11 protein-coding genes are annotated in these 12,420 nt (G+C 45.0%); 4 read left to right on the top strand and 7 right to left on the bottom strand.

Annotated features, from left to right (window positions below; all coding sequences use genetic code 11):
- Positions 1–70 precede the first annotated feature (70 nt).
- The 4 genes from tyrS to ppsA all read right to left on the bottom strand — a co-directional run bounded on the left by tyrS (position 71) and on the right by ppsA (position 5,735).
- Positions 71–1,330, bottom strand: coding sequence for a tyrosine--tRNA ligase (gene tyrS / locus R8N47_RS09425; RefSeq protein ID WP_025767979.1), 1,260 nt, complete (start codon positions 1,328–1,330; stop codon positions 71–73).
- Positions 1,331–1,412: 82 nt separating this feature from the next.
- Complete coding sequence (locus tag R8N47_RS09420; RefSeq protein WP_021707696.1) at positions 1,413–2,219, bottom strand: response regulator transcription factor; 807 nt, start codon at positions 2,217–2,219, stop codon at positions 1,413–1,415.
- Positions 2,220–2,412: 193 nt separating this feature from the next.
- On the bottom strand, positions 2,413–3,192 hold the full coding sequence (locus R8N47_RS09415; protein WP_005373824.1) for a hypothetical protein: 780 nt from the start codon (positions 3,190–3,192) through the stop codon (positions 2,413–2,415).
- 170 nt (positions 3,193–3,362) lie between these two features.
- Positions 3,363–5,735 carry a phosphoenolpyruvate synthase gene (gene ppsA, locus R8N47_RS09410; RefSeq protein WP_047102763.1) on the bottom strand — a complete coding sequence of 791 codons (2,373 nt, stop codon included), beginning with the start codon at positions 5,733–5,735 and terminating at the stop codon, positions 3,363–3,365.
- 251 nt (positions 5,736–5,986) lie between these two features.
- Between ppsA and R8N47_RS09405 the strand changes: the two genes are divergently transcribed.
- Positions 5,987–6,823, top strand: a complete 837-nt coding sequence (locus tag R8N47_RS09405; protein WP_005373820.1) for a pyruvate, water dikinase regulatory protein — start codon at positions 5,987–5,989, stop codon at positions 6,821–6,823.
- Positions 6,824–6,899: 76 nt separating this feature from the next.
- Here the strand turns inward: R8N47_RS09405 and ansB are convergent, their stop codons facing one another.
- Positions 6,900–7,964, bottom strand: a complete 1,065-nt coding sequence (gene ansB / locus R8N47_RS09400) for an L-asparaginase 2 (protein WP_064354536.1) — start codon at positions 7,962–7,964, stop codon at positions 6,900–6,902.
- 370 nt (positions 7,965–8,334) lie between these two features.
- Positions 8,335–9,591, bottom strand: a complete 1,257-nt coding sequence (locus R8N47_RS09395) for an adenylosuccinate synthase (protein WP_005373814.1) — start codon at positions 9,589–9,591, stop codon at positions 8,335–8,337.
- 105 nt (positions 9,592–9,696) lie between these two features.
- Between R8N47_RS09395 and R8N47_RS09390 the strand changes: the two genes are divergently transcribed.
- The 3 genes from R8N47_RS09390 (at position 9,697) to R8N47_RS09380 (ending at position 11,670) form a co-directional block, all read left to right on the top strand.
- Entirely contained in the window at positions 9,697–10,566 is an 870-nt protein-coding gene (locus R8N47_RS09390; RefSeq protein WP_005373812.1) for a LysR family transcriptional regulator, read from the top strand.
- Between the two features lie 19 nt (positions 10,567–10,585).
- Entirely contained in the window at positions 10,586–10,978 is a 393-nt protein-coding gene (locus R8N47_RS09385) for a ribosome recycling factor family protein (RefSeq protein ID WP_017819813.1), read from the top strand.
- 77 nt (positions 10,979–11,055) lie between these two features.
- The gene (locus R8N47_RS09380) at positions 11,056–11,670 is read left to right on the top strand and encodes a LysE family translocator (protein ID WP_017633575.1); all 615 of its coding nucleotides are present in this window, start codon (positions 11,056–11,058) and stop codon (positions 11,668–11,670) included.
- A 92-nt stretch (positions 11,671–11,762) separates the two neighbouring features.
- Here R8N47_RS09380 and R8N47_RS09375 read toward each other — a convergent pair whose 3' ends face one another.
- Positions 11,763–12,284 (bottom strand): DUF2058 domain-containing protein, encoded by a 522-nt coding sequence (locus R8N47_RS09375; protein WP_053307193.1) that lies wholly within the window; start codon positions 12,282–12,284, stop codon positions 11,763–11,765.
- Between the last annotated feature and the right edge of the window lie 136 nt (positions 12,285–12,420).

Here is a 12,420-nt window from a genome sequence, read left to right as displayed (position 1 = left end):
CAAATTTGGATTCCCCTCATCACGAAAGTGGTGAGGGGAATTTTTTATAGGCTTTGTACTGCGAGTGTTGCTACGCGGCACGCTTTACGAGGCAGAAGTGCTTTTTACCGCGTTGCAGTAACCAATATTGATCAAACAGTGGGAAGCTTAAACTCGGGTTATCAGCCGCCACTTTTTCACCGTTTACACTGATGGCGTTGTTGCTGATGTGTTCGCGTGCAACACGCTTCGAACTTGCTAAGCCCGACTCAATCAACAGCTCAACCAAATCTTGTTGTGTGCTCTCAATGCTTGGTAAACCATCCAACTCCAACTGTTTTAATTCACCCAAACTCAGTTGTTGCACATTACCGCTGAATAAAGCTTGAGTGATACGCTCGGCACTGGCTAGGCCTTCTTCGCCATGAACAAATCGCGTCATTTCTTCAGCGAGAATACGTTGTGCTTGTGGCTTACCTTGGCTTGCTTGGTCTTGCGCTTCAATGCTGGCAATTTCTTCGCAGCTCAAGAATGTGTAGTAACGCAAGAAGTGGTAAACGTCGGCGTCTTCTGCGCCAAGCCAGAACTGGTAGAACGCGTAAGGAGAGGTCTTGCTAGGATCTAGCCACACTGCGCCGCCTTCGGTTTTGCCAAATTTGGTACCATCGGATTTGGTGATCAGCGGCAGAGTTAAGCCAAATACTTGCTCACCATTTTGACGGCGAGTTAAATCGATCCCGCTGACGATGTTTCCCCATTGGTCATTGCCACCGATTTGCAAACGGCAACCGTATCGACGGTTTAGCTCGGCAAAATCGTACGATTGCAGTAGGGCGTAGCTAAATTCGGTGAAGGAGATACCTTGGTCAGGTCGTTGCAGGCGTTGTTTTACCGATTCTCGGTTGACCATAGTATTGATTGAGAAGTGCTTACCCACATCGCGGAAGAAGTCGATCACATTGATCGCTTTCATCCAGTCAGCGTTGTTTACCATGATCATCGGCTTGGCCAGTTGGTGATTCATCAACTGCTGAATTTGATTAGAAAGATCGTTAACCCAGCCTGAGACGATTTCCTCTGAGTTCAGACTGCGCTCAGTCGCTTTAAAGCTTGGGTCGCCAATCATGCCCGTTGCACCGCCAATCAAGGCAACAGCTTGGTGTCCGGCATCTTGAAAGCGCTTAAGCATAATCAAAGGCACGAGGTGGCCGATATGTAAGCTGCCAGCTGTAGGATCGAAGCCGCAGTAAACGGTTTGTGGCTGTGAGAGAAGTGTCTGAATTTCTTCCAAATCGCTGGCTTGTGCAATCAAGCCGCGATCTTGTAAATCTTGCAGTAATGGTGTCGTCATTCTTTTTGTCTGCTTTAGTGGTTGTTACATTCAGACTAAAACGCGACACCTTTTCTCGATATATCCCTTAAGGGACAGTTTTTTATCTTGAATGGAGAATGAGGTGATTGAGGAAAAGCTGGAATAACTCACTCAATGAAGACACATTTAATTGCGAGTAAATTCGCTTTCGATGATTTTTGACCGTGCCTTGAACTAAGTGTAACCGCGCGGCAATTTCTTTGGTGTCAAACCCTTGAGCGAGAAGCGAAGCCACCTCTTGTTCGCGACGGGTGAGTGATTCTACGCCAAACGTTGCTAAAGCTTGCTCAATGGCTAATCGCATACTGCCAGAATAAGCACTCTGTGCAAAAACAGGCTCAGAAAAGGTAAATTCCGTTTGTTTCCAATGCTGCTGACAAAGCGACTGAATTATCGGGAAATAGGGCTTTAGCTTATTGATTTGTTGCTGAGAAAAGTATTTTCCATCAGTCATATATCCGAAGTACAGCATGACCCAACGGCCAGATTCAACTTCGACTAGCATGCTAAGCTCGTCTTTCCACCCTGTTTGATGATAGAACTGCTCGCAGTATGAGGTGAAGTCAACGCCTTTACGCGCCACGTCTTTGAGCGTAAATACGCCTTGTTGCTTTGTCTCGTTTAGTTTGAGAAAAAAAGGGTCATTTTGAAATGAGTCAGTAAGGTAGCGTTGAAAAAGTAACTCTCGCTCGTTCTCAATTGAGTCGTAGAGATAAATAGGATGTTTACCTTCTCGGTAACCTAAAATAACTGCGCAATCAAAATGAAAAAGAGTGCGAATGACACGCATAAGTTTAGGAGTAAAGTTAGGCGTGTTAAGAGCAGAAATTGCTTCTGCTAGCAGATTATTAAAGTTATTGTCAGGCATGGGATACCGAATTGCAGGTGGTTTTGCGCAAGCATAACCAAAAGCAATCCAACGAGAAAGGGAAGTCGCCATCTTCTGGTGACTTCCATAGAGAAAGTTGCGTAAGTGCTCAGTTTTGAGGAATCATATCCCCGTTAACTTATTGATAAGGGTGCATAACAACGGTTTTATTTAAGCGATTAGTTGCTATGCATTACTGCGAGTTAGTGAGCTCTTCGTTAACCCAATATTTAGAACCAGACACGTTAGCATCGATGAGCAAACCTTTAGCGTTCAACTGATAGACGGCGACGCCGCTGTTAAATTGTTTTGAAAGTTGCTCTGAATCTTCGCCCGCAACAGCAGAGGCTTCACTTGTGGCCTCCCATCCTTCGTTGACGAACGTATCAAAGTCTTCTTTGCTCTCAAACAGAACCACTTGTTGGTAAAATTTGCCGCCAGCCCCAAGTGCAACGCCCAAACCAAACATATTCATATAAGTGCGTTCTTCTGTTTCCTTATTCACTGCGACTCCTGACCCTGAGTTGGTGTGAAACAGCAAAGATAATTTACGAGAATCAAAGACCGCGTAGCCGTACGCGTTGTCGTAAATAGCTTTTGCCTCCGGCTTTTCATTAAATAACTTGAGCAAAGCGCTATCTGCCATTAAGTCCACGGCTTGGCGAGCTTCTTCTGGCGTATCGCCTTCCATCAGCTCATCAATTTTTTTGTCGGCAGCATCTATCCATTCTTTGCTCTTCTCGATGCTGGCTTCTGTCCATTCGCCTGCGGTATTGATCGCTTCCTCGGACCAATTCGTGAAATCTTGCCACGCTTGTTTTGAAAACGCTTTGGTGTCGTCCCAAGCATCTTGTGCAGTATCAGAAACTGCGTCGCCAAGCTCAGACATTTTATTGGAAATTTCATCCCAATCGGCATAAGCAGGGGATGCCAGGAGCATCAATGTAGTAAGGAGTGCGATAGGCTTTTTCATCAAATTCTCTCTGGAGTTATCGATATACCATTCATTTTAGGTCATCAGACTTTGATAATGAAATTGACTAAATGACGAACTTGAGAGAGGAATCACGAACTGATTGTGAAATGACGTGTGAATAACAAAGCCCTCACAAGGGGAGTGTGAGGGCTAGAGTTTATCGTGTGTTACTTGCTGCTAACTTTACCGAGTTTTAACCAAGTATCGATAACCGTATCTGGGTTTAGTGATACAGAGCTAATACCTTGATCCATTAGCCATTCCGCTAGGTCGTCGTGGTCTGATGGGCCTTGACCACAAATACCAACGTATTTGCCTGCTTTTGTTGCCGCATCAATCGCCATCTGAAGCATCACCTTAACCGCTGGGTTGCGCTCATCAAATAGATGTGCGACATCGCCAGAGTCACGGTCAAGACCAAGCGTTAGCTGAGTCATGTCGTTTGAGCCAATCGAGAAGCCATCAAAGTACTTCAAGAACTCATCGGCAAGGACCGCGTTGGATGGCAGTTCGCACATCATGATGACTTTAAGACCCTGATCGCCACGGCGCAGATCAAACTTCGCTAGCAAATCAATCACTGATGCTGCTTCGCTTGGTGTACGCACAAATGGGATCATGATTTCAACGTTTTTCAGACCCATTTCGTTACGAACGCGTTTGATTGCTTGAGTTTCTAGCTCGAAGCAGTCTTCAAACACTGGAGAAATGTAACGAGACGCGCCACGGAAGCCCAGCATTGGGTTTTCTTCATGCGGTTCGTAGGCTTTACCGCCAACCAAGTTGCTGTATTCGTTAGACTTAAAGTCAGACATACGAACAATAACGCGTTTCGGCCAAAATGCCGCAGCAATGGTTGCGATACCTTCTGTCAGTTTGCTTACGTAGAAATCGATAGGATCTTTGTAACCACGAATACGCTGAGTGATTTCTGCTTTTAGCTCATCGCTTTGTGCATCAAAGTTAAGTAATGCTTTCGGGTGGATACCAATCATCTTATTGATGATGAATTCAAGACGAGCAAGACCAACACCTTCATTTGGAATTTGTGCGAAGTCAAACGCACGATCAGGGTTACCCACGTTCATCATCACTTTTGTTGGTAGCAGTGGCAGTTCATCAACAGAAGAGCGTTTTACATCAAATTCAAGTTCACCTTGGTAAACGTAGCCCGTTTCACCTTCAGAACAAGATACGGTCACGGTTGCACCATCGGTTAACTTGCTTGTCGCATCGCCACAGCCAACGATTGCAGGAATACCAAGCTCACGAGCGATGATGGCTGCGTGGCAAGTACGGCCACCACGGTTGGTTACGATTGCAGATGCTTTTTTCATCACTGGTTCCCAATCTGGGTCAGTCATGTCTGTAACTAGCACGTCACCTTCTTGGACTAAAGACATTTGGTCCAGAGAGTCAACCAAGCGAACCACGCCTTTACCGATGCGCTGACCGATTGCACGACCTTCAACTAAAACATCCGCTTTGTTTTGTAGCTCGTAGCGCTCAATCACGTTTTGTTCCGTTTGTGAACATACGGTTTCAGGACGCGCTTGAACAATGTACAGTTTGCCATCAATGCCATCTTTTGCCCATTCAATGTCCATTGGACGCTGATAGTGCTTTTCGATGATCATTGCTTGCTTTGCGAGCTCTTTGATCTCGTCGTCGTTCAATGAGAACGTGTTGCGCTCTTCATCAGGAGTATCAACGATATCAACTTGTTTGCCGATTTCTTGGTTATCTGAGTAGATCATTTTGATCAACTTAGAACCAAATGTTTTCTTAACGATTGGGTGTTCGCCTGCTTCAAGCATTGGCTTGTGAACGTAGAACTCGTCAGGGTTTACTGCACCTTGAACGACCATCTCGCCTAGACCCCATGAAGAGGTGATGAAGACAACTTGGTCGAAACCCGATTCAGTGTCTAGTGTAAACATAACACCCGACGAGGCTTTATCTGAACGCACCATACGTTGGATACCCGCAGATAGCGAGATGCCACGGTGGTCGAACCCTTGGTGAACGCGGTAAGAAATCGCACGGTCGTTAAATAGAGAAGCGTAAACGTGCTTAGTTGCTTCTAGTACTGCGTCGATGCCTTTCACGTTCAAAAACGTTTCTTGCTGACCAGCAAAAGAAGCATCAGGTAGGTCTTCTGCCGTAGCAGATGAACGAACTGCGACTGAAAGCTCAGGATTGCCTTCGATCAGTTCTTGGTAATTTTCACGAATTTCTTGTTCAAGGTCCGCAGGGAAAGGGGCCTCTAATACCCATTGACGAATGTTTGCACCTGTCTTACGCAGAGCTTCTACATCTTCAACGTCTAGTTCATCGAGTAATTGGTGAATACGCTCATCCAAACCTTCGTGGTCAAGGAATTGGTTAAACGCGTATGAGGTTGTCGCAAAACCATTTGGTACAGAAACGCCTGCGTTTGCTAGGTTAGAAACCATTTCGCCAAGTGAAGCATTCTTACCGCCGACTTTGTCGACATCATCCATGGATAGGCCATTGAACCAGAGGGTGTTCTTTTGCATGTCTTTCTCCAGAAACATTGCAGCTTAGTAGGGGGACTTAAATCGATCTAAACAATCGCATGTTGGCTGTTATTACACGTTGACCATACATTGCTTCATTTAGATTGATATCAAAGGCAAACGATTACGTTCTGGCTGAAAAAAATTCAAAAGAATTTTTAAAGCTGTGGTGAACCTAACTGAAAGCCAAACTGATTTATTAATATTATGTGTACCATCCTACTCAAAAGATTTTGAAAAATTAAACAGAAATGCAAATAAATAACCAAAGTCGTGATGTATTCTATGTTTCTGACGGTACGGCGATAACATGTGAGACATTAGGGCATGTTGTTCTCGGTCAATTTCCGTTCATTCCTAACGAAAAAACCTTTCCGTTTGTAGAAAGCCAGGACAAAGCTACTGACGTAGTCAAAGAAATTGAAACTTCCTACCAGCGCAATGGCGTCAAACCTCTGGTCTTTTTCTCAATTGTCGTTCCAGAAGTACGTGAAATGCTGCTTGAAGCGCCGGCATACAGTTACGATGTTTTGGAGAGTATTGTGCAGAAAGTGCAAGACGACATTCAGATGGCACCAAAGCCTAAGTTGCAGCGTTCTCGCAGTGTGGGGAAAGATTCCGACACCTATTTTGACCGTATTGCGGCTATTGAATACACATTGGCGCATGATGATGGCATCACGCTAAAAGGGTTGGAGCAAGCTGATATTATCTTACTTGGCGTGTCGCGCAGTGGAAAAACGCCGACTAGCTTGTACATGGCGATGCAATTTGGTTTACGTGTTGTGAACTATCCGTTCATTGCGGAAGATGTGAAGATGATGCGTTTGTTGCCTGAATTTGAGATCCATCGTCATAAGTTGTTCGGGCTGACTATTGATCCCGAGCGCTTGACTGAAATCCGTGAAAATCGTTTGTCTGGAAGTGATTACGCTAGCACAGAGCAGTGCAAGCTGGAGCTAGACACTGTTGAGGCGTTGTTTAGAAGAGAGGCGATCCCATATATCAATACGTCCTCTCTGTCTGTTGAGGAAATTACTACGCGTATTCTGGAAAAAGCAGGAATGAAGCGTCGCTTGTTTGGCTAACAAGAGACGCTCATGTCGCTATGTGTAAGAGGAGGTAAGATGTATACCTCTTCTATCGAATGAACCTTAGACAGAATTAATAGTATTGGAACATCTTTTGGATGTCTTGATAGTTTTTGGTCTGAGTTAGTGACAGCATCAGTAAGATACGTGCTTTTTGTGGGTTCAATGTACCAGCGGCAACAAAGCCGTATTTGTTGTCATCAATTTCAGCATCCAAAGTGGTTGAGCCGCTAGGCGTTCGGGAGCTTCTTACAACAACAACGCCATCTTTACTCGCTTTCTCTAGCTCATCAAACACAGTGTGGTACAAGTTACCATTACCGACACCAGCACTTACGATGCCGTCAAACTTCGCATCCACAAAGGCTTTCACTGGCAAATTGGAGGCATTTGCATAGTTATAAACAATACCGACCTTAGGCAACTTAGTAAGCTTTGATACATCGAATGGGGTTTCTGTCGTATGTTTACGCTCTGGGCTTCGTTGATATTTGGCATCGCTATTATGAATGTAGCCGATAGCACCAAAGTTGGGTGACTGGAAAGTGCTGACGGAGGTTGTATTGGTTTTTGTCACATCTCGCGCATCGAAAATCGTGTCATTCATTGCGACTAGCACGCCACGTCCTTCTGAATCTTCATCGGTGGCTGTTACGACTGCATTGTATAAGTTGACTGGTCCATCAGCACTCATTGCGGTGGAAGGACGCATTGCACCAACGATCACGACAGGCTTTGTGCTCTTGACGGTCAGATCAAGGAAGTAAGCGGTTTCCTCTAACGTATCCGTACCATGAGTAATGACGATGCCGTCAACATCATCTTGAGCGAGTAGCTCATTAACTCTTTTCGATAATTTTAGCCACACTTCATCATTCATATCTTGTGAACCGATACTGACCACTTGCTCTCCAGAAATATCGGCAATCTTGGTCATACTCGGCACCGCAGAAATCAATGATTCAACGCCGACTTTACCTGCTGTGTAGTTTGATTCTGTTGCAGATTGACCTGCGCCTGCTATGGTGCCACCAGTGGCAAGGATTTTAATGTTCGGAAGATCGGATTGCGCAAAAGAGAACGAACTGATGCATAAACCGAGAGTTATCGTACTGAGGCGGAAAAGATTTTTCGTCATGGGAATCACCTGCTGTTAGGTTGGATGTTGGGGAACTCATCTATCCTAAAAACAGCGGGTTAGATTTTTTGAGTACTAGTTCAACAAATTGCAGATGAAGATCGTGATCAACTAATCACTTAAAGAATATCAAATCAACCAGTTAACCTAATTGACGTGCTTCTTTAACAAGTGAGATGTGCTAGTAACGTGCACAACGTGTTAAGTCCTATAATTTATTGATTTATAAATAAAGGAGGTAGGAGTCTCGTGATGAGGTTATTAAACATGAATTTAGCCGTGCAATTTTCCAAAGTTTACAGTGTAAAAAAAAGCGGCTTTACCCCGGAACAGATAAAAGCCGCTTGCCAATGATGTGTTAATTCACATCTTATCGCATAATCATTTGTTCACGACCAGGACCCACAGACACCATTTTTACTGGTACGCCCATGAGTTCCTCAATGCGTAGAACGTATTTCTGTGCTGCTACTGGAAGCTCTTCAAACTTACGACAACCTGTGATGTCCTCGCTCCAGCTTTCCATCTTCTCGTAGATTGGCGCAAGAGAGGCAGTTTGAGGCCAGATTGGGTTTTCGCTGTGGTCGCCTTCGTAGCCAACACAGATTTTCAGATCGTTAAGGCCAGTCAAACAGTCTACTTTCGTTAGTGCAATTTCAGTTGCGGCTTGCAGTTCAACGCCATTCTTCGTAGCGACTGCGTCGAAGTAGCCCATGTCGCGTGGACGACCCGTAGTTGCACCGAACTCGCCAGCAAGTTCGCGGAAAGCGTCTTGCTCTTCCATTGCAGTGATCAACGTACCAGTACCCACTGATGAGCTGAAGGCTTTTGCAACCGCAATAACGCGTTCAGGACGAAGTGCCGGAAGGCCACTACCGATACCCGCGTACATTGATACAACGTTAGAAGATGTTGTCCAAGGGTACTCACCGTAAACAAGGTCACGACCCGCGCCAAGCTGCGCTTCGAACAATAGAGTTTTGTCTTTCGCTTGTAGTTCTTTTAGAGGAAGCGTTACGTTGCAAATTGAATCGCGCCAAGGTGCAGAGACTTCTAGCAGCCAGTTCGCCAGTTCTTCAGCGGTTTGTTCAAACTCGAACGTCGGGTAAAGTGCACGCAGTTGCGGCAGTTTCCAATCCATCATGAATTGAAGGCGTTCAACCAATACTTCTGGTTGCTTCAACCAACCAACTAGGATGCCTTTCTTCATTACGCGGTCACCGTAAGCAGGTGCAATACCTTGACGAGTTGAACCGTATGCTTTGTCGCCTAAACGTTGTTCTTCTAGCGTATCTTCTAGTGCGTGTAGCGGTAGACACAGTGTTGCGCGATCAGAGATGCACATATTCACTTTTACGCCTGCTTCTTCAACTTCCGCAATCTCCTGAGACAGCAACGCAGGGCTGATAACCATACCCGGACCTAACACTGCCAAACAGTCTGGGTTGAATACGCCACTTGGTAGCTGGTGCAGCTTAAACGTACCTAGATCGTTAACCACGGTGTGACCCGCGTTGTTACCACCTTGGAAACGAATGCTCGCAGAAGCTTGCTCTGCCAAAAAGTCAACGATGCGGCCTTTGCCTTCATCACCCCAGTTTGCACCCACAACAACGATAGACGACATAATTTAATCTCCAAAAACAGATGCAAAAATCTTAAGGTGTTCGCCATAATAAGAGAAATTAATTATACTCATTAACTTGATAAGAATCTCATATCGGAATTGGCAATGTTAGATTTGAACTGGCTGCGAACCTTCGTAACTCTTGCAGAGGTAAAACACTTTGGTAAAACAGCGACGGAACTCCACATGACACAGCCGAACGTAAGTTTGCATATCAAGCAGCTGGAGCAAGCCACGCGCACGAAATTGATTGAGCGAAATCCTGTGCAGTTGACGCAAGCGGGGAAGCGTTTGTTAGCTACGGCGCAGCGGATGCTTAATGAGCTGCAAATTTGTCAGTCGGATCTCAATGCCATCAACGATCTTACGCAGGGGACGCTTTCTATTGCGGCGAGCGATATTGTTTCACGTTTACTGCTTATCAAACCATTTCAGCAATTCAAAAGTGAATATCCGGGGATCGACTTGGCATTGTTCAATACCACATCTTCTCAAGCGGTGGATTTGGTGAAAAGTGCGCGTGCCGATATCGGCTTTGTTATCGCACAAAAAGAGAGTCAACCGCTGCATTTTACGCCTCTCACGCAAATTCACTGGTGTGCGTTTGGCGATAACATTTTTGAGTGGCAAGACAATCGAAAAGAGAGCCAGACGCTGATCCTGCTAGGGCACGATACTCGAACCCGAGAGCTGATTGATGCGTCTTTACCTGAACTAAATCTGCCTAAGCATCGCGTGATGGAAGTGGGCAGTGTGGAAGCACAAATCGACTGGGCGGAAGCGGGGTTTGGGACTGCTATTGTGCCGGATTTTTCGCTCGATCCGAGATTAAAGCTTTCTCGAGAAGTTACGCCTTTGCCAAGTTTTCCAAACACTGATTTCGGCTACATCGTGCGTCAAAATCAGGTGTTATCCAAAGCGGCAAAACAGTTGTTGGCTTGGGTTGGCGAGAATGTGTCGGTGGTTGAGGGCTAAGGCGATGAAAGAAAAGGCCATGAAAGAGACGAAGATTACGATTTCGCTCCCATCCTTGATTCACCGTATTGGGGGCGACCATGCCAAGCGAGCGAAAACACTCGCAGCAGAAAAACAGTGCGATCTTAAGCGAATTAGACGATCTCGTCATTGGCAAATCTCAGGCGAGGCTTTGGATGTAAAAGCGTTTTTAGAGCATCTCAAAAACGAAGAAGCAGAGACGATGCGATTTGCGATCAACAAGATCGAACAAGCTCTACTTGCTCACCAAGACAAATTGGAACCTTTGGACGTGAAGTTGATACGTTTGGTGAGACAAAACCCAAACATCACCTTAGCGGAGCTGATGGCTGAAACGAACTGCACGTTAGTTCAAGCTCGCACGGCACGATTTGATGCTGAGTTGCTTTAAGATCGGTTTGTGGTTTACTCACTTTATTAACAGATGTTAGGGTACCGATCAAAATCACTCACTAAGACCATTTTATTATGGATATTTGGCAGCTTCTCCTTTTTATCCCTGCTTGCTTTGCTCTAAATATGGCTCCAGGCCCAAACAATTTATTGGCAATGAATAATGCTCGTTGTTACGGCTTTAGGGCCGCGTTTACGGCCAGTTTAGGCAGAATTGCTGCTTTTTCAGCGATGATTGCGTTGTCTGCATCAGGTCTGGCTGTGATTTTGTATACGTCAGAAATGCTATTTTTGGCAATAAAGCTGGTAGGGGCGCTGTATCTACTGTGGATTGCGTTCAACCTTTGGCGTTCAGAGTCCAGCCCGATCTCTGACTTGGACAATTCGCGCAATTACGCAGGACTTGCGAAGCAAGAATTTACGCTTGCTGCTGGCAACCCGAAAGCGATACTTATTTTTACTGCATTCTTGCCGCAATTTGTTGATGCCAATGCCAACGTTCAAGAGCAGTTTTTTGCCCTTGGCTCCACGTTTTTGATATTAGAAATGGTCGCCATTTCAATCTATGCCATCTTTGGTTTGTACTTGAGACACTGGTTTTCAAATCCAAAAATGGCGAAACGTTTCAATCGCGGATGTTCGTTGTTTTTAGCAGCATCAGGTGCGAATTTGCTACTAAGTAAGCAATAACAACACATCATCTCTGTAGATTATTTTTCTATAAAAAGAGCCGCTGATGTTACATCAGCGGCTCTTTTCGTTGATGCATCGATTATTTATTGTTACCACATCAAATCGTCAGGCACGACGAAATCTGCGTATGGATCGTCTTCTGCTGGAATGTCAGATTCTGCTTCTTTCTGTTCGATGATGACGGACTCATCACGTTGAGCAATTTTATTCGCTACTCCACGTGGAATGACAACATAGCTTTCACCAACAATTGCGATTGCCAAAATACCTTTGATCAACTGCTCGCGGATAAGTGAATCTACATAAAGTGATTTCACTAGCGTACCGTGAGTGAAGTTGTATTTGATGTCGCCATCTTTTAAGTCGATCTTGTTCATCTCAATCAATTGATTGATCTGCGCTTTGATCTCTTTATTTAATCGCTCAGCATTTTGTTGCTCGCTCAATTGTTTATCACGCTCTAACTGTTGGCGTTTATTCTCTTCAACCGCCGCTTTTACTTCGCGTGCTTGAACGCGTGATTTTTTTGAGCCTTTCTTCGCTTTCTTTAGTTTCTTTTCATTAACTAAGCCAGCTTTCAGCATTTGTTCTTGAAGGGTAAGTTTTGCCATGTTTCATCCAGTTAGTGCGCAATTTTGGGCATTTTACCCACTATTGCCACTTGTAGTAAATAATAGTGCTTTCTATGGGTCTAAAATGTTTGGTTGGCTTGTTGTCTCTTTAATGGAAAGTGCAAAGCGGGCCTTC

Source organism: Vibrio sp. 2132-1 (genome assembly GCF_033344315.1).
The sequence above is the reverse complement of the archived record's forward strand: the minus strand, read 5'-3'. Positions and strand labels throughout refer to the sequence as shown.